At 68.3% G+C, this 21,268-nt stretch carries 16 protein-coding genes; 10 read left to right on the forward strand and 6 right to left on the reverse strand.

The window, feature by feature from the left end; genetic code table 11:
- Nucleotides 1–82 precede the first annotated feature (82 nt).
- The 3 genes from IV088_RS16620 to IV088_RS16630 all read left to right on the forward strand — a co-directional run bounded on the left by IV088_RS16620 (nt 83) and on the right by IV088_RS16630 (nt 6,172).
- Entirely contained in the window at nt 83–958 is an 876-nt protein-coding gene (locus IV088_RS16620) for a sulfurtransferase (RefSeq protein ID WP_291104382.1), read from the forward strand.
- 79 nt (nt 959–1,037) lie between these two features.
- Nucleotides 1,038–3,608 (forward strand): PAS domain S-box protein, encoded by a 2,571-nt coding sequence (locus tag IV088_RS16625; RefSeq protein WP_291104385.1) that lies wholly within the window; start codon nt 1,038–1,040, stop codon nt 3,606–3,608.
- The gene (locus IV088_RS16630; RefSeq protein WP_291104387.1) at nt 3,605–6,172 is read left to right on the forward strand and encodes a PAS domain S-box protein; all 2,568 of its coding nucleotides are present in this window, start codon (nt 3,605–3,607) and stop codon (nt 6,170–6,172) included. Before IV088_RS16625 ends, IV088_RS16630 begins: the two co-directional genes overlap by 4 nt.
- A 3-nt stretch (nt 6,173–6,175) precedes the next feature.
- Here IV088_RS16630 and IV088_RS16635 read toward each other — a convergent pair whose 3' ends face one another.
- The 3 genes from IV088_RS16635 to polA form a co-directional block, all read right to left on the reverse strand.
- On the reverse strand, nt 6,176–7,009 hold the full coding sequence (locus IV088_RS16635; RefSeq protein WP_291104390.1) for a ZIP family metal transporter: 834 nt from the start codon (nt 7,007–7,009) through the stop codon (nt 6,176–6,178).
- Between the two features lie 108 nt (nt 7,010–7,117).
- Nucleotides 7,118–8,017: a dienelactone hydrolase family protein gene (locus IV088_RS16640; protein ID WP_291104393.1), complete on the reverse strand. Its 900-nt coding sequence runs from the start codon at nt 8,015–8,017 to the stop codon at nt 7,118–7,120.
- Nucleotides 8,018–8,143: 126 nt separating this feature from the next.
- Nucleotides 8,144–10,972 (reverse strand): DNA polymerase I, encoded by a 2,829-nt coding sequence (polA, locus tag IV088_RS16645; RefSeq protein WP_291104396.1) that lies wholly within the window; start codon nt 10,970–10,972, stop codon nt 8,144–8,146.
- A gap of 70 nt (nt 10,973–11,042) precedes the next feature.
- Here polA and IV088_RS16650 point away from each other — a divergent pair, with 70 nt between their 5' ends.
- The 4 genes from IV088_RS16650 to IV088_RS16665 are packed head-to-tail and all read left to right on the forward strand — an operon-like array spanning nt 11,043 to nt 13,994.
- Nucleotides 11,043–11,384, forward strand: a complete 342-nt coding sequence (locus tag IV088_RS16650) for a hypothetical protein (protein WP_291104398.1) — start codon at nt 11,043–11,045, stop codon at nt 11,382–11,384.
- A gap of 13 nt (nt 11,385–11,397) precedes the next feature.
- Nucleotides 11,398–12,408 carry a homoserine kinase gene (locus tag IV088_RS16655; RefSeq protein ID WP_291104401.1) on the forward strand — a complete coding sequence of 337 codons (1,011 nt, stop codon included), beginning with the start codon at nt 11,398–11,400 and terminating at the stop codon, nt 12,406–12,408.
- Nucleotides 12,409–12,414: 6 nt separating this feature from the next.
- Entirely contained in the window at nt 12,415–13,224 is an 810-nt protein-coding gene (locus IV088_RS16660; protein WP_291104404.1) for a BPSS1780 family membrane protein, read from the forward strand.
- Nucleotides 13,221–13,994, forward strand: a complete 774-nt coding sequence (locus IV088_RS16665; protein ID WP_291104407.1) for an iron dicitrate transport regulator FecR — start codon at nt 13,221–13,223, stop codon at nt 13,992–13,994. The genes IV088_RS16660 and IV088_RS16665 overlap by 4 nt, the downstream gene beginning before the upstream one ends.
- A gap of 24 nt (nt 13,995–14,018) precedes the next feature.
- On the opposite strand, the gene IV088_RS16670 is transcribed toward IV088_RS16665, so the two are convergent.
- Complete coding sequence (locus IV088_RS16670; RefSeq protein ID WP_291104410.1) at nt 14,019–15,251, reverse strand: glycosyltransferase family 1 protein; 1,233 nt, start codon at nt 15,249–15,251, stop codon at nt 14,019–14,021.
- Nucleotides 15,252–15,408: 157 nt separating this feature from the next.
- Between IV088_RS16670 and IV088_RS16675 the strand changes: the two genes are divergently transcribed.
- Entirely contained in the window at nt 15,409–16,017 is a 609-nt protein-coding gene (locus IV088_RS16675) for a hypothetical protein (protein ID WP_291104413.1), read from the forward strand.
- Between the two features lie 35 nt (nt 16,018–16,052).
- On the opposite strand, the gene IV088_RS16680 is transcribed toward IV088_RS16675, so the two are convergent.
- Nucleotides 16,053–17,702 carry an aminotransferase class III-fold pyridoxal phosphate-dependent enzyme gene (locus tag IV088_RS16680; RefSeq protein WP_291104416.1) on the reverse strand — a complete coding sequence of 550 codons (1,650 nt, stop codon included), beginning with the start codon at nt 17,700–17,702 and terminating at the stop codon, nt 16,053–16,055.
- Between the two features lie 59 nt (nt 17,703–17,761).
- Here IV088_RS16680 and asd point away from each other — a divergent pair, with 59 nt between their 5' ends.
- A complete protein-coding gene (gene asd / locus IV088_RS16685) occupies nt 17,762–18,679 on the forward strand; it encodes an archaetidylserine decarboxylase (protein ID WP_291104419.1) in 918 nt (305 codons plus the stop codon).
- Nucleotides 18,676–19,860: a glycosyltransferase gene (locus IV088_RS16690; protein ID WP_291104422.1), complete on the forward strand. Its 1,185-nt coding sequence runs from the start codon at nt 18,676–18,678 to the stop codon at nt 19,858–19,860. Before asd ends, IV088_RS16690 begins: the two co-directional genes overlap by 4 nt.
- A gap of 108 nt (nt 19,861–19,968) precedes the next feature.
- Here IV088_RS16690 and IV088_RS16695 read toward each other — a convergent pair whose 3' ends face one another.
- Nucleotides 19,969–21,231, reverse strand: a complete 1,263-nt coding sequence (locus IV088_RS16695; RefSeq protein WP_291104425.1) for a glycerophosphodiester phosphodiesterase family protein — start codon at nt 21,229–21,231, stop codon at nt 19,969–19,971.
- Nucleotides 21,232–21,268: the final 37 nt, after the last annotated feature.

The following is a 21,268-nucleotide window of genomic DNA, read 5'->3' on the forward strand; positions in this document are numbered from 1 at the left end:
AGTTCGCCCCAGCACGCTGGCCGGCGGCGTGTAGTCATATCGTTTGATCGCCACCACGGCCGGACTGGTTGAGAATGGACACATGCACAGCACCCTCATCTCCGCCAGCGACCTCCAGCAACTGATGACCAGCGGCCAGCCTTGGCTGGTGCTGGACTGCAGCTTCGATCTCATGAACCCCGACGCGGGCCGGCAACAGTTCGAGGCGCAGCACGTCCCGAGCGCCGTGTACGTCCACCTCGACGAGCACCTGAGCGACAAAACGGGGTCTGACCGTGCCAGCGGTGGCCGACACCCCCTGCCCTCGCGCGAGACCTTCGCGGCCCGACTCCAGGCGCTGGGCCTGCGCAACGGCCAGCAGGCCGTGGTCATGGAGCGGCAAGGCGCCAGCCAGTGCGGCCGGCTGTGGTGGATGCTCAAGTGGTGCGGGCACGAAGCGGTGGCGGTGCTCGACGGCGGTCTGGCCGCGTGGCAGGCCGCCGGGGGGGCGCTGGCCAGCGGGCCTTCACCCGCGGTGACCGCCCCGCAGCGTTTTGAGCTGAAGCCCCCTCTGGTGAGCGTGCTCGGTGCGCAGGAACTCGCCCGGCGACTGGGGCACCCCGATCTCACCGTGATCGACGCCCGCGCGGCGGCCCGGTTTCGCGGCGAGGTGGAACCCCTGGACCCGGTGGCCGGCCACATCCCGGGGGCGCTCAACCGGCCGTTCGTGGACAACATGGCCTCCGACGGCCGCTTCAAACCCGCCGCCGAGCTGCGCGCCGACTTCGAGCGCCTGCTGGCGGGCCGCGATCCGGCCAGCGTGGTGCACCAATGTGGCAGCGGCGTGAGCGCCATCCCCAACCTGTTGGCGATGGAGATCGCGGGCCTGGGCCGGACCGCGCTGTTTCCGGGCAGCTGGAGCGAGTGGTGCAACACCCCGGGCCTGCCCTGCGCGAAGGATCAAGTTTGGGCCGCCTGAGCCGATATCTGAGATCTCCCGCGATGGTTTTCCTCCCGCTGCCAGCACCCGCACACCCTGCTGACCCACCGCGCTCCACGTGACCACCCCCAAGCCGCCCACCACCGTCAACACCGAGGCCCAGCACACCAAGGCGACGCATCAGGCCATCGCGCTGCTCATCGGCGTGACCGCCACCGTGCTCATCCCACTGGTGTACCTGAACGGCTACAACGTGCTGGAGACCATCGTCACGGCCCTGATCGCCGGCATCGGCTGGGTCAGCCTGTGGCTGCTGCGCAGCGGCCGCATCACCACCACCCAGACGTCGCTGTTCTTGGTGTTCGGCGTGATGACGGCCGCGAGCCTGGAGATGCTGGTCTTTGGCTCGGTGCGCGCCGCCGGTGGCTTCCTGATCGTGGCCGCGGTGGCGGGCGCCGGCGTGTTCCTGGGACGCAAGGCGCTCATCGCTTCGGTGGTGTATGGCATCACGTCACTGGGCCTGATCACGCTGGCCGAACATCGCGGCCTGCTGGCCACACCCGACTTCGACGTCGGCGTCAAAGTGTGGCTCACCCACTCCGCCGTGCTGGTGGTGGTGGCCGTGCTCGTTTTCTACAGCCGCTCCCGCGCGCAAGCCGCTTACCAGCAGCAAGCCGACGAGCTGGCGCTGCGCAAACGCACCGAGCAGGAGCGTGACCGCAGCATGGAACGCTTTGGCCGCATCTTCCGCACCAGCCCCAGCCCCATGGTGGCCCAGTCGGCCCGCAACGGCGTGATTCTGGACGTCAATCCCGCGTTCGAGCGCTGCTACGGCTACACCTGCGACCAGATTCTGGGACACGATGACCGCGTGCTCTGGGCCGAGCCCGAACAGCGCGCGGTGTTTCTCCAGCAACTGATCGATCACCGACACATTCACCAGTTCGAATGCAAGGCCCTGCGCTTCGACGGCAGCACCTTCGACGCCATGGTGTCGAGCGAGATGGGCAACGATCCACAAGACAAGCTGATCATCACCACCATCGCGGACGTGAGCGCCCAGACTGCGGCGCTGGAGCGGCTGCAGCGCTCGGAAGAGCGCTTTGCAAAAGCCTTCAACTTCAGCCCGCTCAAGATGACGATCACCCGGCTGAGCGACGGCATGTTCCTGGAAGTGAACCAGGCGAGAGACCCAGTGCAAGGTTTGCGCAGGAACGACCTCCTGGGCAAAACCACCCTGAAAACGGGCGGCTGGTTGAGCCCCGCAGACCGCCAGGCTTTCATAGAGATCATTCAACGGGAAGGCCATGTCAGCGCCTATGAAACCCGCATGCGGCACGCCGATGGGCAGTTGATCGACGCCAAGATGTGGGCCGAGCTGATTGAAATCGATGGCGAAGACTGCATCCTGTCCTGCTTCGTCAACACCACAGAAGAAAAGCGCCGGGAAGCGCTGTTGCTGGGAGTGGCGCAGGGCATGACCGGCGAAACCGGCGAGGCCTTCTTCGGCGCGCTGACAAGGCACATGGCCCTGGCCCTGCGCGCCGACGTGGTGGTCGTGAGCGAGCTGAGCACAGACCAGCGGGTGCACACGCTCTCGGTCTGGAAAGACGGTGCGCCCAGTCACAACTTTGCCTACGACCCCGACGGCACGCCCTGCAGCCAGACGCTGTCGCAACCCGCGCTGTGCGTGCACGAGAGCGGCCTCTCCCGCCGCTTTCCGGGCGAATCGCCGCTGTTGGGGATGAAGGCCGAGGCCTACGTCGGGCGGTCGCTGCGCGACCAGGATGGTTCAACCATTGGCGTGCTCAAGGCCCTGTGGCGTGAGCCCATCACCCTCACCAAGGAAATGGAGGCGCTGATGTCGATCTTTGCCAGCCGCGCCACGGCCGAGTTGATCCGGCTGCGGCGTGATCGAGAAATCCACCACCTCAACACGACCCTGGAACAGCGGGTGCGCGTTCGCACCGCCGAGCTGGAAAAACTCAACGCCGAACTCGATTCGTTTGCCTACTCGGTGTCCCACGACCTGAAGTCCCCCCTGCGCGCGATCGACGGATTCACCCGCCTGCTGGGCGAGCAGCTGGAGGGTCGGCTGCAACCCGACGAGCAACAGCTGTTTGAACGGGTGCTGGTGTCCACCCAGCGCATGAGCACGCTGATCGCGGACCTGCTGGCGCTGGCCCGCGTCAGCCAGGGCACGATGGAACTGGTGCACACCGACCTCAGTGCCATGGCCGAACAGGTGTTGAAGAACGAGCGCGCCCGACAGCCGGCCCGGCCGCTGCGCTGGCACATCGAGCCGGGGCTGCTCAGCCCGTGCGACGCCCGGCTGGCCCGCATCGCCCTGGAAAACCTGCTGGGCAACGCCGTGAAATACACCCGCGACCAGCCAGACCCGCTGATCGAGGTCGGCCGGGTGCCCGGCACCCCGGGTGGGTTCTTCGTGCGTGACAACGGCGTGGGCTTCAACATGGCCTACGCCGACAAGCTGTTCAAGCCCTTCCAGCGGCTGCACATGCCCAGCGAATTCGAAGGCACCGGCATTGGCCTGGCCACGGTGCGGCGCATCGTCGAACGGCATGGGGGCAGCATCAGTGGCGCCGCCCAGGTGGGCCAGGGGGCCGAGTTCCGTTTCTCGCTGGAGCGCCCACGCGATCCGGCGGCCCTGACCGAACCCGCCGCATGAACTGGAACCTGGCCGATGAAGACCCGATGGCGCAGGGCCAGCCGCTGACCCTGCAGCTCTACCAGGAACGATCCCTGCTGGCCCTGCTGGTGGGCATCAGCGTGACGGGGCCGGTCGTGACCGGCGGGGTGTACCTGCGGGACGGGGCCGCGCCCCTGATGATGGTCGGCGGCGCGCTGACGGTCGTGGCCTGGTTGCTGCTGCTGGCGTTCCAACTGGGGCACCGCCAGCGTGTGGCCGGCCCCCTGATCTACACGCTGCTCATCGGGTCCGCGGCCGCGATCGCGGCACACGGCACCGTGCGCAGCATGGCCTCGCTGGTGATGCTGGCGGCCGTCGTGGGTGCGGGCACCTTCCTGCCACGCCGCGCCATGATCACCAGTGCGGTGCTCGCGGTGATCTTGCTGGCGGTGCTGAACTACCTGGAAAACGCCGGCCACCTGCCCCAGCCCCAGACCAAGACCGGCTGGGCCGTCTGGCTCACGCAGACCATGGTGCTCATCAGCCTGGTCATCTCGGTGAACTTCGGGCGCCGGCGCCTGCTCGATGCCTATCACGCCCAGCACCGTGCGCTCTCGCTGGCCGGACAGGTTGAAGCCGAACTGCGGGCCAGCGAGGCGCGGGTGCGGGTGCTGTTCCGCAACAACCCGGTGGCCAGCCTGGTGCAGTCGGTCGAGCAGCAGACCATCACCGACGCCAACGACGCCTTTATCGACCTGTTCGGCTATTCGAGGCAAGAGCTGATCGGACAAGAGCTGCCGGGTCTCTGGGCCGACCCGGGTGAACGGCTGGCCTTTCAAGCAAGGCTTCGCCTGCTCCGGCGGGTCGACGGCCTGCAGGCGACGGGTCGCCGCAAGGACGGTTCACCCTTCGATGCCTTGGTGTACGCCGAGTTGGTGCAACACGGCGACGAGCACCTGGTCGTGACCATGGTGATCGACGTCAGTGCCGAAAAGGCGTCGCGCCGCGAGCTGGAGCAGTCGCGCGAACGGTTCACCAAGGCCTTCAACTTCAGCCCGCTGGGCATGACCATCACCCGCCTGTCCGACGGCCGCTTCATGGAGGTCAACCCAGCCAACGAACGCGTGCTCGGCTACACCCAGGACGACTTCGCGGGCAAGACCGCGACCGAAGCCGGCGTCTGGCTCTCCGACGCCGACCGCCAGGCCTACGTGAACACCCTGCAGCGCAACGGGCGCCTGGTGGCCTACGAGACCCGCATGCGCGCCCGGTCGGGCGAGGCGGTGGACGTGCGGATCTGGTCCGAGCTGATCGACATCGCCGGCGAAGCCTGCGCGCTGTCCTTCACCCTCAACGTGGCCGAAGAGAAGCAGCGCGAGGCCATGCTGATGAACGTGGCCGAGGGCGTGTCCGCGGAGACCGGTGAGGCCTTCTTCCGCTCGCTCGCAGAGCACCTGGCCCGCGCCATCGGCGCCGACGGTGTGTTGATCGGCGAGGTGGTGGATCACCAGCAACTCGACACCCTGACAGTGCTGTGGCAGGGCGCCCAGCAGCCCGGCCAGCGGCACCACCTCGCCCGAACCGCCTGCAGCCAGGCGCTCGATCACAGCGGCCTGTTCGTGTGCCCGCAGGACATGGAACTGCACCACCGCATGCTGCCCCCCTTCGAAGCGGCGGGGGTGCAGGCCTTTGTCGGTGCAGCGCTGCGCGACGCCGATGGTTCGGCCATCGGCCTGCTCACGGCGGTCTGGCGCAAACCCATGGAGCTGACCCGCAACGAGCATGCCCTGTTCTCGATTTTTGTCAGCCGCTGCAACGCCGAGCTGGTGCGGCTGCGGCGCGACCGCGAGATCGAGAAACTGCAAACCTCGCTGGAGCAGCGCGTGCGGCAGCGCACCTCGCAGCTGGAGTACCTCAACCGGGAGCTGGACTCCTTCGCCTACACGGTGTCCCACGACCTGAAGTCGCCGTTGCGCTCGATCGACGGCTTCAGCCACCTGCTGCGCGAGCAACTGCACGACCGTCTCACCGACGACGACCGCACCCTGTTCGAACGGGTGGACACCGCGGTGCTGCGCATGAACCGGCTCATCACCGACCTGCTGGCCCTGGCCCGGGTGAGCCAGGGCACCTTGCAACGCATGAACACCAACCTCAGCGAACTGGCGCAGGACGTGATGCGTTCGGAACAGCACCGGGACCCGACCCGCAACGTCAGGGTGACCGTCGCGGGGGGCCTGGTCGCCAATTGCGACCCCCGGCTGGCCCACATCGTGCTGGAGAACCTGCTCGGCAACGCTTGGAAATACACGGCCAACGCCGACGACGCGTGCATTGCTTTCGGCCAGGCCGACAGCGTGCCAGGGGCGCCTCCGGTGTTTTTCGTGCAGGACAACGGTGCGGGGTTCGACATGGGCCGGTCCGAGCGCCTGTTCAAGGCCTTCAACCGGCTGCACGCGAGCAGCGAATTCGAGGGTTCGGGCATCGGCCTGGCCACGGTGCGCCGCATCCTGGAGCGCCACGGCGGCCACATCCGCGGCGAAGGCGCCGTGGGCCAGGGCGCGCGCTTCGAGTTCTCGTTCGGCAGCGACACCCTGCCCTGAGCGTCAATGCCCGTGGGCCATGCTGCTCACCAGGGTCACCAGGCCAATGCCCACCAGCAGCCAGCCGATCTGCGCGGCCGTCTCGCGCAAACCCAGCCGCTTCTGCAGCTGCGGAATCAGGTCGGCCAGCGCCACGTACACAAAACTGCTGGACGCCGCCACCAGGAAGAAAGGCAGAAAGCCGTCCAGCTGGGCCACCAGCACGTAACCCACCAGCCCGCCCAGCGCCGTCACCGTGCCCGCGAGCGAGACCTTGACCAGCGCAGCCCGGTGCGTGCCCGAGGTCTGGCGCAGCACCACCAGATCGCCCATGTGGTGCGGCACTTCGTGCGCCAGCACCGCCAGCGCGGTGACCACACCCAGGCGCATGTCGGCGACGAAGGCCGACGCGATCAGGATCCCGTCGCCAAAGGCGTGCACGCTGTCGCCCGCGAGCACGGCCCAGCCGCCCGAGCGATGACCGTGGTGGTCCGCGCCGTGGGCGTGACCCACGTGCGCGGCATGACCGTGGTCATGTCCATGGTCGTGCGGGTGGGCGCCGCCGGGCGACTCGGCGTGGTGGTGTTCGTGGCCGTGGTGCCACAGCTCGGCCTTGTCCAGCAGGAAAAAGAACACCAGGCCCGCCAGCAACATGGCAAACAGCTCCTGCGCGCTGGCCTGGCTCTCGAACGCCTCGGGCAGCAGGTGCATGAAGGCCGTGGCCAGCAAGGCACCGGCCGCGAGGCTCAGCATGTGCTGGGTGTAGCGCACCAGCATGGCAAAGCTCAGCAGTGCGGCCAGCCAGACGCTGCCCACGCCGGCTGCCACGGTTCCGATCAGGATGGCCAACAGGATCATTCGTGTTCCAAGGTACTCTTCAGGCACCCTTTCCAGGTGCCTCGCGCCCATAAAAAGGGCAGAAAAAAGGCCGCTTGCGCGGCCTTGGGGTGACGTCGGGAGCGGCTGTCAGGCCACGCCGTGCTGCTTGAACCACGCCGTGGCCCGCTTCCAGCCGTCTTCGGCCGGCTCCTTGCGGAAGCTCGGCCGGTAGTCGGCGTGGAACGCGTGCGGGGCGTCCGGGTACACCACAAAGCTCGATGCCTTGGCCGCCGCGTTGCCGCTCGCCAAAACGCCTTTCATCTTATCAATCGTGTCAAGGGGGATGCCGGTGTCGGCCGCACCGTACAGGCCCAGCACCGGCCCGTTCAGGCCGGCGGCCACGTCCACCGGGTGCTGGGGGTTCAACTCGCTGGCCTGGCCCACCAGGCGGCCGTACCAGGCCACGCCGGCCTTCACGTTGGGGTTGTGCGCGGCATAGAGCCAGACCTGGCGGCCGCCCCAGCAGAAGCCAGTGACGCCCAGCTTGCTGGTGTCGCCGCCGTTGGCCGCGGCCCACTTCACCGTGGCGTCCAGATCGGCCATCACCTGCGCGTCGGGCACCTTGGCGATCACTTCAGACATCAGCTTGGCCACCTCGCCGTAGCTCTGGGCGTCGCCCTGGCGCACGAACAGCTCGGGCGCGATCGCCAGGTAACCCGCCTTGGCGAAGCGGCGCGCGGTGTCGGCGATGTACTCGTGCACGCCAAAAATCTCCGACAGCACCAGCACCACGGGCAGCCCGGTCTTGCCGGCGGGCGCTGCGCGGTAGGCCGGCATCTTGAAACCGTTCACATCGATCGTCACGTCGCCCGCCGTCAGGCCATCGGTCGGGGTCTTGATGGCCGTCTGCGCCATGATGGGCATGGCCGCAGCAGCATAGCCCACGCCCAGAGCGGCCTTGAGGGCCGTGCGGCGCGAGGGTCGGCTGCGTTCATCGGATGCGTCGAGCAAGGCCTGGCTGTCGGTGATCAGATCGGTGTTGAGCATGGGAGATCTCCTAAGTGGGGGGACAACGGAGCCGTCGGGGCCGGCATGGTCTGGATCACGGTTCAGGCCTTTTGGTTCGCCAGGACGGGAATTTTTTTGCCTGGCGATCACCCGCGGCACCTGCGTTCAGTGCGCCTGATCCCAATTCGCCCCCACCCCCACCTCGGCCAGCAGCGGCACCTTGAGTTCGGCCACCCCGGCCATCAGGCGCGGGATCTCGGTCCGGAGCCAGTCCACCTCGCCCTCGGGCACTTCGAACACCAGTTCGTCGTGCACCTGCATGATCATCTTCGTGCCGCGCTGCTGTTCGTCCAGCGCTTTCTGCACCGCCACCATGCTGAGCTTGATGAGGTCGGCCGCCGTGCCTTGCATGGGGGCGTTGATGGCCTGGCGTTCCAGCCCGGCGAGGCGCGCGCCCTTTTCGTTCTGGATGCCGGGCAAGACCAGGCGCCGGCCGAAGACCGTTTCCACATAGCCCTGGGCCTTGGCCAGGGCGCGGGTCTCGTCCATGTACTGCTTGACGCCGGCGAAGCGCTCGAAATAACGCGTGATGTAGTTCTTGGCGGCGGTGTTGTCGATGCCGAGTGACTTGGCCAGGCCGAAGGTGCCCATGCCGTAGATGAGGCCGAAGTTGATGACCTTGGCGTAGCGGCGCTGTTCGCTGCTGACCTGCGCGGCGTCCAGGCCAAACACCTCGGCGGCGGTGGCGCGGTGCACGTCGATGCCTTCGTGGAAGGCCTTGAGCAGCGCCGCGTCGCCGCTGATGTGCGCCATGATGCGCAGCTCGATCTGCGAGTAGTCGGCGCTGGCGATCACACTGCCGGCGGGCGCCACGAAGGCCTCTCGAACCCTGCGGCCTTCGGCCGTGCGGATGGGGATGTTCTGCAGGTTGGGGTCGTTGCTGGAGAGGCGCCCGGTCACGGCCACGGCCTGCGCGTAGTGGGTGTGCACGCGGCCGGTGCGTGGCAGCGCGAGCTGGGCCAGCTTGTCGGTGTAGGTGCCCTTGAGCTTGGAGAGGCCCCGGTGCTCCAGGATCTTGGCGGGCAGCGGGTAGTCTTCGGCGAGTTTTTCCAGCACCTCTTCGTCGGTGCTGCGCGCGCCGGTCGCGGTCTTCTTGATCACCGGCAGGCCCAGTTTGTCGAAGAAGATTTCGCCCAGTTGCTTGGGACTGCCCAGGTTGAACGGCTGGCCCGCGATGGCATAGGCCTCCTGCTCCAGCGCCACGATGCGCTGGCCCAGTTCGTGGCTTTGCGCGGCCAGCATGGGCGCGTCGATCAGCACGCCGTTGCGTTCGATGCGGTAGAGCGCCTCGCTGCTCTCCATCTCCAGCTGGTAGACGAAGCGCAGCTTTTCGTTCGCCTCCAGCTGGGGCCAGAGCGTCAGGTGCACGTCCAGCGTCTGGTCGCTGTCCTCGCACGAGTATTCGGAGGCCTTGGCCACGTCGACCTGCGCGAACGGGATCTGGTGCGCGCCCTTGCCGCACAGGTCTTCGTAGTTGATGCCCTGGCGGCCCAGGTGGCGCTCGGCCAGACTGGCCAGGCCGTGCGGCTTGTGCACCTCGAGCACGTAGCTCTGCAGCATGGTGTCGTGCGCGTACCCCTGCACTTCGATGCCGTGGTTGGCGAACACGTGGCGGTCGTACTTGATGTGCTGGCCGAGCTTGTGCCTGGCCGGGTTCTCCAGCCAGGGCTTGAGCTTCGCGAGCACCTCGTCCAGCGGCAGCTGCTCGGGCGCGTCGGGGCCGGCGTGCATCAGCGGGATGTAGGCGGCCTCGCCGGGTGTCACGCTGAAGCTGATGCCGACGATCTGCGCCACCATTTCGTCGAGCGAGGTGGTTTCGGTGTCCACGGCCACGAGCTCGGCAGCGTCGACCTTGGCCAGCCAGGTGTTGAGGGCTTCCCAAGTGAGGATGGTGTCGTAGGCGAGACCGCTGTTGCGCGGCTCGGCGGGCGCTTCATCTGTCGGGTCGGCGGGTTCTGAAAACAGGTCGTGGGTGGGCGTGCCCTTTCCCCCGGCCTTCTCCCCCGCGGGGCGAGGGGGTGCAGACGGGGCCTCGCCGCCGCCCAGCGCCTTGGCCAGGCCTTTGAAGCCGTAGGTTTCGTAGAAGGTCTTGAGCGGTTCGGTCCGGGGCTGGCCGATGCGGATGGCCTCCAGCGAGGGCATGTCGGGCACCCAGCCGTTGAGGTCGCAGTCGGTCTTGATGGTCAGCAGCTGGCGGCCGGTGGGCAGCCAGTCCAGCGCCTTGCGCAGCTTCTCGCCCACCGCTCCCTTGATCTGGTCGGCCTGCGCCACCAGCGCGTCCACCGAGCCGTACTCCTGCAGCAGTTTCACGGCGGTCTTGGGGCCCACGCCCTGCACGCCGGGCACGTTGTCGACCTGGTCGCCCACCAGCATCTGGTAGTCCAGCATCAGGCGGGCGGGCACACCGAACTCGGCCTCCACCCCGGCCAGATCGCGCACCTTGCCACTCATGGTGTCGATGATGGTGATGTGCTCGTTGACCAGCTGGGCCAGGTCCTTGTCGCCGCTGGAGATGATCACGTTCATGCCCTGCCGCGAGGCGGTCACGGCCAGCGTGCCGATCACGTCGTCGGCCTCCACGCCCGGCACGTCGAGCACGGGCCAGCCCATGTGGCGGACCACCTCGTGGATGGGCACGATCTGGCTGCGCAGGTCGTCGGGCATGGGGCTGCGCTGGGCCTTGTATTCGGGGTAGATCGCGTCGCGGAAGGTGGGGCCTTTGGCGTCGAACACGCAGGCCCCGTAGGCAAACGGATGGTCCTTCAGCAGCTTCTGCATCATGTTGATCATGATGCGGATGGCGCCGGTCTTTTGCACCGTGCCGTCGGGCAAGGTGATGCTCATGGCTTCGCCGCCGGCGAAGAAGGCGCGGTAGAGGTAGCTGGAGCCATCAACCAGCAGCAGGCTCGGGGTGGGCGTTTTTGGATCGGACATGACGCGATTGTGGGGGAATCCACACGCCGGGCGCCGCCCGCCACCGGCGGCCCGTGCCTACAATGGGCGGATGCGCCCACAGACCCCCTCCCTGCTCCGCCCGCTGCTGCTGACCTTCGCCCTGGGCGCCGCCCTGCCCGCGCTGGCGCAGACCGCGCCCGCTGCCCCACTGCCCGCCGAATCGACCCCGCTGCCCGCTGGGCAGGAGAAGGCGATGGAGCGCATCACCCACGAAGACGCGCTCTCGCGCATCGACGAGGTGCGGGTCGGTGGCCAGACACGCAGCATCGCCGTGCAGCCCAAGAACGGCGCACCGGGCTACGAGGTGGCACCGCTGCCCGCGGCAGACACCGCCACCGAAGGCCAGGGTGGCAGCAGCGGCCGCAGCCGCTGGCGTGTTTTGAGTTTCTGATTTCCCCTCCTCCATGGCCGTTTACACCGAAGTCCCGACGGACGAAGCCGCCGCGCTGATGCGCGCCCTCAACCTGGGTGAACTCACCGCGCTGCGCGGCATCCAGGGAGGCATCGAAAACACCAACTATTTCGCCACCACCGAATGGGACGGCGTCGCGTCGGAGCACGTGCTCACGGTGTTCGAGCGCCTGAGCTTCGAGCAGTTGCCCTATTACCTGCGGCTGATGAAGCACCTGGCGGGCAAAGGCATCCCGGTGCCGGAGCCGGCGGCCGACGCGCGCGGCGAGCTGGTGCACACCGTGCAGGGCAAGCCCGCCGCCGTGGTCGATAAGCTGCGTGGCCACAGCGAGCTGGCGCCCGGCGTCGAGCACTGCCGGGCCGTGGGCGACATGCTCGCGCGCATGCACCTGGCCGGCCGTGATTTCGAGCTGCACCAGCCCAACCTGCGCGGCCTCGGCTGGTGGAACCAGACCGTGCCCGTGGTGCTGCCGCACCTGAGCGAGGACCAGGCCACGCTGATCGCCAGCGAGCTGGCCTACCAGAACCACGTGGCCGCGAGCCCCGCCTACAAGGCCCTGCCCGGCGGCCCGGTGCACGCCGACCTGTTCCGCGACAACGTCATGTTCGACGGCGTGGCCCTGTGCGGCTTCTTCGACTTCTATTTCGCCGGCAACGACAGCTTCCTGTTCGATCTGGCGGTGACGCTCAACGACTGGTGCATCCACCACGGACAGGACGGTAGCGACGGGCTGCACGACGAGGCCCGGGCGCAGGCCATGCTGGGGGCGTACCAGGCCGTGCGGCCCCTGAGCGCGGCCGAGCGCAGCCTGCTGCCGGCGATGCTGCGGGCCGGCGCCCTGCGCTTCTGGCTGTCGCGCCTGTGGGACTGGCACCTGCCGCGCGAGGCCTCGATGCTGAAACCCCACGACCCGACGCACTTCGAGCGCGTGCTGCGCGAGCGCGTGCGCCAGGCGCGCACGCTGTCGGTGGCGCTGGTGGAAGACGGCGGCGTGCCCGCCTGACCCCCCATGAAACTGCGTTCCGTTCCCGCCGCCACCGGCCTGCAATGGGTCAGGCTCGGCATGCGCACCTTCCTGCGCCAGCCCCTGGCCATGTCGGGGCTGTTTTTCCTGTTCATGGTCGCGATCTCGCTGCTGGCGCTGCTGCCCTTCGTCGGCACGGCGCTCTCGGCCCTGCTCACCCCGGCAGCCAACCTGGGCCTGATGGCCGCCAGCAAGGAAGCGTCCGAGGGCCGCTTCCCCATGCCGTCGACGCTGGTCACCGCCTTCCGTGCCGGCCCTGAAAAGACCCGCGGCATGCTGGTGCTCGGCGGCCTCTACGGTTTGGCCCTGCTGCTGGTGCTGGGTCTGGCGACCCTGCTGGACACCAGCGCCCCGGTGGCGGCCGACGCCGCGGAGATGACCGCCGAAGCCATGGTGCAGGCCACGCTGGCCAGCCCCGCGCTGTGGGTGGCGATGGTGGTGATGGTGCCGCTTCAGATGCTGTTCTGGCACGCCCCCGCCCTGCTGCACTGGCATGGTGTGCCGCCCGTGAAGAGCCTGTTTTTCAGCGCCATGGCCTGCTGGGCCAACAAGGGTGCGCTGCTGGTGTTCATGCTTGGCTGGATGGGCGTGTTCATGCTGCTGGGCCTGGTGATCTCCGTCGTGGGCGCGCTGCTGGGCGGCGCGCAGGTGCTCACCATCATCCTGTACCCGGCGGTGCTGTTCATGGCGTCGATGTTCTTCACCTCGATCTACTTCACCTTCCGCGACAGCTTCCACACCGCCACCGACCCGGACAGCACCCCACCACCCACGGACGAAGGAGCTCCCTCATGACCACCCACCACCTGCAGGGTCGCTCGGACAACGAAGTGCTCTGGTTTCAACGCCGGGAGACGCTGTCGGCGGCGGCGGCCTGGGTGGCCATGGGCGGCCTGCCGGCGGCCATGGCACAGCAGCGCAGCAACGTGGTCGACTTCGTCGGGGACGTCCTGCTCAACGGCCAGCGCATGTCGTCGAACCAGACCGTGCAGAGCGGCGACGAGATCCTCACCGGCCCCGCCTCGCGGCTGGTCTTCGTGATCGGCAACTCGGCGTTTCATGTGCGGCAGAACTCGCGCCTCACGGTGTCCCGGGGGCGCACCCTCAACACCGTGAGCCTGCTGCGCCTGCTGACCGGCGCGGTGGTGAGCGTGTTCGGTCGCGGCGCCAACCGAACCATCTCCACCCCCACCCTCACCGCCGGCATCCGGGGCACCGGCGTGTACACCGAGGTCATGCCCGACCTGCGCACCTACTTCTGCAACTGCTACGGCACGGTGGAACTGGAAACGCGGGGCGAACAGCTGGTGTCGACCTCGAACTACCACCAGTCGTACTGGGGCGAGGTGCAAGCCAACACCAACGGACGCGTCATCACCCCCGCCGGTGCGATCAACCACACCGACGAAGAGCTGGAGTTTCTGGCCGACCTCATCGACCAGCGCACCGCCTGGCAGATCGCGGGCCGGCGGGGTGTGAAAGACGGCCGCGGCTACCTGGACGACGCCCCCGGCGTGCTCCACCCGGCGGCCGTGCCGCTGACCCCGAAGTCCGACGCCCGCTGACGGCGTGCGCCCAGGCCCGGCGGTTCAGAAAGCGGGCAGCGGCCGCCCCCGGGGCGCGTGCGCGGCGTGCCGCGCCATCACCTCCATGAACACGGCCTCCACCTGGGCGGCGATCTGCGGCCAATCCAGCTGGACCACCTGCCCACGCGCCTGGGCGTGGGCCATGGCGATGCGCTCGGGGTGTTCGGCCAGCTCGCGGGCACAGGCCACGTAGGCCCGGGTGTCGCCGACGGGCGCCAGCCAGCCCGAGTGGTGGTGCACCAGCCATTCGGACGCCGCCGCGGTGTCGAAGGCGAGCACCGGCAAACCGCTGGAGAGCGCCTCCAGTGTCACGTTGCCGAAGGTCTCGGTCAGGCTCGGGAACAGGCACAGATCGGCCGAGGCGTAGTACAGGGCCAGTTCGTCCTGGCGGCGCTGACCGGCAAACGTGGCCTGCGGGCACCGCTGGCGCAGCGTTTCGCACGAAGGACCATCGCCCACCCACACCAGCTTCACCGAGGGGTGTTTCGCGCGCATGGCGTCGAAGGCCTGGATCGCGACCTCCAGGTTCTTTTCGGGCGCCAGGCGCCCCACCACCAGCACCACCAGGCTGCCCTCGTCGGCGCCCCAGCTGGCGCGCAGCGCGGCGCTGCGCAGGTCCGGGCGAAACATCTGCGTGTCCACGCCCCGCGCCACCACCCGCGTGTTCTCGAACCCGCTGCTGATCAACTCGGCGCACAGCGCGCGTGTGGGCACCATGGTGCACTGGGTCAGGTTGTGGAACTTGCGCAGGTAGGCCACGATGGGCTTCTTCAGCCAGCCCAGGCCGTAGTGCTCGCTGTAGCTGTGGAAATTGGTGCGGAAGTCAGAGGTCACGGGCAACCGCAGGTGGCGCGCGGCCTGCAGCGCCGACCAGCCCAGCGGGCCCTCGGTGGCGATGTGCACCAGGTCCGGCCGTTGCAGGGCCCAGGCCGCGATCAGCGCCTTCTTGCCCGGCAGGCCGAGCTTGAGCTGCGGGTAGCGGGGGATCGGCATGCCGCGCATCAGCACCTCTTCGAAACCGGCGTGGTCCGCCCCGCGTTCGCCCACGGTCTGGCGCGGGCGCACCAGCTGCACCTGGTGGTTGCGTTCGCACTGCCCCTGCACCAGCCGCGCCAGCGTGAGCGCCACACCGTTGACCTCGGGCGGCCAGGTTTCCGTGACCACGGCGAGGCGCAGCGAGGGCCGGGACGCGGGGAATTCCTGCATCAGGATGTGTTGTGAGGCGACGGCTTCCATGCACCCATGATCGCGACGCGACAAAACAGATTGATGACAGGCCCACGCCGCGTGTCGCGCGGATGCGGTCTCCATGACAGCGAGGTGGTGTCACAGGCCTTTCACCGGTGATTCACATCATGGGTGGCCCTAGCCCTTTGAACCACCGGAGACCCCTGTGAGCGAATTCTTCAAGCAACTCGAGATCCAGCGTTGGGACGATCACCGCTACTACCACCACAGCCGCGTCAACCAGGCCCTGCACTTCGTCAGTGCGATCAGTTTTCTGGTGGCCTATGGCTGGCTGTTCGTCGACCCGGCCATCGCGGCGCTGATCGCCTGGCTGGTTTCGATGACGACGCGCCAGTCGGGCCACTTCTTCTTTGAGCCCAGGGGCTACGACCACGTCAACCAGGCCAGCCACGAACACAAGGAAGCCATCAAGGTGGGCTACAACCTGCAGCGCAAGGTGGTTTTGATGGCCCTGTGGGCGGCGGCCCCCGTGGCCTTGCTGGTGCAACCCGATCTGCTGGGCCTGGTCGAGCCGCACGACAGCTGGATGGGCTACCTGCGCCAGGTCGGCGTGGCCTGGCTGGCGCTGGGGGTGGGCGGCCTGCTGTTCCGCACGGTGCACCTGTTTTTCATCCAGGACGTGCGGACCGGTCTGGTGTGGATGACCAAGATCCTGACCGACCCCTTCCACGACATCAAGCTGTACCACAAGGCCCCGCTGCACCTGCTGCGCGGCGAGTGGATCGATCCGGCCTACCACGGCGGCCGCGGCTGATCACCCACCGCTCGCGGCCGCCTGCCTTGAACGGTTCATCGCCCCAGCAGAGCGCCGAGCACCTCGCGCAGGATGCCGCGCCGGATGGCCTTGTTGCTCGGCCCGCCGCCCTGCCCCCACCAGCCTTGCGCCCGCATGTCGCGGCCGGCGAGCACGAAGCGCTGCAGCACCTGATCGAAGTCTTCGTCGCTGAAGTTCAGGCTGAAGATCAATCGCCCGGTGCCCACCCAGCTCAGGGCCAGACCGTGCCAGCGCAGGTGGTACTGCAGCAGCCAGTTGTAGCGCGAGGGCTCGGTGTAGCCGATGGTCCAGATGCTGTGCATGTTCGCCGCGCGCATGGGCAGGCCCTCAGCGGCCATGGTCTGATTGAAGCGCAGCGCGCGCGCGTCCCAGCGCGCCTCCTGCCCCTCATAGATGGCCTGCACATCGGGGGTGTCCAGGCGCCGCAAAAATGCGTTCATGCCGCCCATGACGTATGGGTGGGCGTTGAAGGTGCCGCGCGCGAAGCACAGGTCGGCCGGGCGCTCGGGGCGGTAGCGCTGCATCAGATCGTGGCGCCCGCAGACCACGCCCACCGGGTAACCGCCGGCCAGCGTCTTGCCGTAGGTGACCATGTCGGCCTTCACGCCGAAGTATTCCTGCGCGCCGCCCGGCGCGAGCCGGAATCCGAGGAACACCTCGTCGAAGATCAGCACGATGCCGCGCTTGGTGCAGACCTCGCGAAGGCGCTGCAGCCACGCGGTGTAGGCGGCCTTGTCGTAGCCGGCCTGGCGGCTGCTGTCGACCAGCGCCGAGTCGGCCGGGGCGTTGCGGTTGGGGTGCAGGGCCTGCAGCGGGTTGACCAGCACGCAGGCGATGTCCTTGCGCGTGCGCAAGACCTGCAGGCTGCGCTCGCTCAGGTCGGCCAGGGTGTGGGTCTCGCGCGGGGGCAGCGGGTTGCCCGGGCCGGGCTGCACGTCTTCCCACCAGCCGTGGTACGCGCCGCAGAAACGCACCAGGTGTTTGCGGCGTGTGTGGTAACGCGCCAGGCGCACGGCCTGCATCACCGCCTCGGTGCCCGACATGTGGAACGAGACTTCGTCCATCCCCGAGATCGCGCGCAGCCGCGCGATGTTGTCGGCCACGCAAGGGTGGTAAGCCCCGAGCACCGGCCCGAGGTCCTGCGCCAGCGCCGCGCCCTCGGTCATGGTGGCCTTGTAGAAGTCCACGCCGAACACGTTGACGCCGTAGGAGCCGGTGAGATCGATGAAGCGGTTGCCATCCAGGTCGGTCAGGCTCACGCCCTCGGCCGACTGCACGAAGGCACCCACCTTCAGCCGCGCGCTCACGATGGGGCTGAACTGGAAGGGCACGCGGTATTGGCCGGTGAACTGCAAATCGGCCAGTCCTTCGCGCGCCTGCGCGGTGAGCGCCAGGGTCTTGGCGTAGCGCTGGGCGAAACCGGCGCACAGCGTCTCGAAGGCCGCGCGCCGCAGCTGCGCGACCTCATCGGACACCCCGTCGCAGTTGAAGAACTTCTGTTCGTCGTAGGCGTAGCCCGGCAGCAGCCGCGCCAGCCGCTTGGCCAGACGCGAATGGCCGGCGAGCGAGCGGTGTTTGGCGCGCGAGAGGTCGAGGCGGCGCTTGAGCGCTGGCAGGCCCAGCGCGAGCGCGGCGGCCGGGAGGGCGTATTCGAAAAAGGGCATGGCGATGACTGCTCCGTGACTGCAATCCCGCGTTTCTATTTCACCCCCATGACACCCGTATGAACCTGCGAGCCGCCGCTCAGCGCCTGGCGCTGAACGAAGACCTGAATTTCCTGCTGACCAACCGTGTGCCGCGCATCGCGCTCACGCGCTTCATGGGCTGGTGGAGCCGCATCCGCCACCCCTGGGTGCGTGGCACGTCGATGGCGGTCTGGAAAACCTTCTCCGACCTCGACCTGAGCGAGGCCAAACAATCCCACTTCGACAGCCTGCACGACTGCTTCACCCGCGAACTCAAGCCCGGCCTGCGCCCGCTCGACGGCCGGCCCGGTGTGCTGACCAGCCCGAGCGACGGCATCGTGGGCGCCTGCGGCCGCATCGAGGCCTTGCAGTACGGCACGGACGCCCAGCTGTTCCAGGCCAAGGGCTTCCCCTACCGGCTGCTCGACCTGCTGGGCGACAACGCGCCCGGGCGCGAGCTGGCGCGGCAGCTGCAGGGCGGGATCTACGTGACGCTGCGGCTCACCTCCAGCATGTACCACCGCTTTCACGCGCCCTGCGACGCCACGCTGGAACACGTGACCTACCTCAGCGGCGACACCTGGAACGTCAACCCGATCGCGCTCCAGCGCGTGGAGCGCCTGTTTTGCCGCAACGAACGCGCCGTGTTGCGGCTGCGCCTGGCCGACGGCGGCCTGCTGGTGCTCGTGCCGGTGGCCGCCATCCTGGTGGCCAGCATGCGCCTGCGCGCGCTCGACGTTCCGCTCAACCTGCGCTACCGCGGCCCCCACCAGCTGCCCTGCTCGGCCCGCTACCGGCAGGGCGAGGAACTCGGCTGGTTCGAACACGGCTCCACCATCCTGGTGCTGGCGCCGTCGGGCCTGGCGCTGGACCCCACGCTGCAGAACGGCCACCGCATCCGCATGGGCGAAGCGCTGCTGCAACCCGCCGCCCACCCACCCGCAGGCACACCATGACAACGGTCCAGCTGATCTATTTCAACGCCGGTGGCGGGCACCGCTCGTCGGCGCTCGCGCTTCAATCTGTGCTGCGCGAACAGGGCCGCCCCTGGGACGTGCGCCTGGTCAACCTGTTCGAGGTGCTCGACCCGTCGGGCCGCTTCAAGCGCCTCACCGGCAAGGCCCCGGAGGACTGGTACAACCAGCGCCTCGCGCGAGGCTGGACGCTGGGCATGGCCCAGGAGCTCAAGCTGCTGCAAAGCCTGATCCGCGTGGCGCACCCCGCCCTGCTGCGGCGCCTGCGGTGGCACTGGCAGACCACGCGGCCCGACCTGGTGGTGTCGCTGATCCCCAACTTCAACCGCGCGCTCTGCGAGAGCCTGGACGCGGCCCGGCCGGGTGTGCCGTACGTCACCGTGCTGACCGATCTCGCCGACTTCCCGCCCCACTTCTGGATCGAGCGCCACCCCTTGCAACACGTGGTGTGCGGCACGCCCCGGGCGGTGGAACAGGCCCGGGCACAAGGCCACGACGCGCACCATGTGCACGCCACCTCGGGCATGATCCTGCGCCCCGAGTTCTACCGGCCCGGCACCCTGAACCGGGCCGACGAACAGCGCCGCCTGGGGCTGGACCCGGGGCGACCGACCGGGCTGGTGCTGTTCGGCGGCCACGGCTCTAAAGCCATGCTGGGCATCGCCGAACGGCTGATCGACACGCAGCTGATCCTGGTCTGCGGCCACAACCAGAAGCTCGCCAACGCCTTGCGCGCGCTGCCCCAGGGAGCGCCGCGCCTCGTGGTGGGGTTCAGTGCGGACATCCCGCGCTACATGCAGCTGGCGGACTTTCTGATCGGCAAGCCGGGGCCGGGCAGCGTGAGCGAGGCGGTGCAGCAGAAGCTGCCGGTGATCGTGGTGAACAACGCCTGGACCATGCCGCAGGAGCGCTACAACGCGCAATGGATCGTGGAGAACCGGGTCGGGCTGGTGCTGCGCAGCTTCCGCTCGATCGACCGGGGCGTGGCGCAGCTGCTGGGCGACCTCGACACCTACCGCGCCAGCGTGCGCCAGATCCACAACCGGGCACTGTTCGAGATCCCGGAGATCCTGGCCGGCCTGTTGCAAGGCGGGGCGCCCGAGCGCCCTGCTGCCTCGACCTCGGACCTGCTTTTCAGGAGCCCTGCACCATTCGCGACGTGAGAAGCGATGCATCCAGCCCCAGAAGCACCGCCGGGCCGGCTTCGCCGGACGGCCAGTGCCGCCCCCCTGGAGGGGGGTGACGCGAAGCGGCGCGGGGGGTGCTCCTGTTCAACGCAGTCCGGCGCAGTTGGCGTAGAAGGTGGTGGTGGCGGGCCAGTCGGAGAACACGCCCATCACGCCCACGTCCTTGGCCAGCACGTCCAGCACACGCAGCATCTCGCCTTCGCTGGTGAGCGCCGAGTCCACCGTCTGGTAGTAGAAACCGTTGTTGCCGTCGGCCAGGATGCCGGCGCGCTCCAGCGACCAGGTGATGAGGCCCAGCCCGGCCGCCTTGGCGTCGCGCGCGGCCTGCGAGGGCACGATCTTGCCCGCGGCGTCGGTGGCCATGAGCGCAAACAGCGGCGGCGCCCAGATGTTGATGCCCATCGACTTGTAGCCCGCCAGCTCGTTGTAGCCGGGCAGGTCGGCCACGGTGTTGGCGTCGTCCAGGTAGACCGCCTGCTTGCCGAACGCGGCTTCGTTGCGCACCCAGTACACCACGTCGTTGATGTTGAACGACTGCGGGAACACGTGGCGCGGCGGTACGCCGGCGCGCTTGTACTCGTCGATCATCTTCTGCGCGTAGGCATCCTGCGTGAAGCCGTCGAAGGGCATGGTCACGCTCGCGCTCTTCAGCTCGGGCGTCATCTTCACGCCCAGCCGCTTGAAGAGCTCGATGCTCTCGGCGTGGGTCATCAGCGTGCCGCTGCTGGGGCCAGAGTACAGGTCGGTGCGGAAGTTGGCCGTGCCGCCCAGGTACTCGGCGGGGGTGCGGGCGGCGTTGTTGGAGGCGTCCATCTTGCCGCGCAGGGTCTTGAACTCGGCCAGCGTGATGTCGCTGGTGCGGCACTCGGCGGTGGCCGGCGTGACCACCTTGCCGGTGGCGTCCAGCGTGGCGGGCACGAAGGGTTTGGTGCACTTGGCGGCCAGCGGTGTGACCAGGATGTTGGTGGTGGTGTGCAGGTCGTTCTGCGCGTGGCGGCAGACCAGCTCTTTGTCCTTGGTGAAGGTCACGTCGCACTCGACGATGCCCGCACCCATGCGCGCCGCCGCGGTGTAGGACTCCACCGTGTGCTCGGGGAACTGCAGGGCCGCACCACGGTGGCCGATGGACCAGTCGCGCGGGGTGAACTGACCACGCTGTGCGCACTGTTTCAGCTGGTTCTTGAGCGGGCTGTCGGCCATGTCGTCGACCAGAAAGAAAGGGCGCGGTCCGAGCTGGACATGGGAGGGCCGGTCGGTGTGGCGGCCGTGTTTGTCGCCTGCCGGGGCGGCCATGGCGGAGCCACAGACGAGCCCGAGCAACATCAGACCAAGGAGGGGGAGTCGCATGAGGTACCTCAAGAAAGATGGGGGAGAAGGCCGGTGC

The organism is Hydrogenophaga sp., assembly GCF_018780075.1.
In the GTDB taxonomy this organism is placed as follows: Bacteria; Pseudomonadota; Gammaproteobacteria; order Burkholderiales; family Burkholderiaceae_C; genus Hydrogenophaga.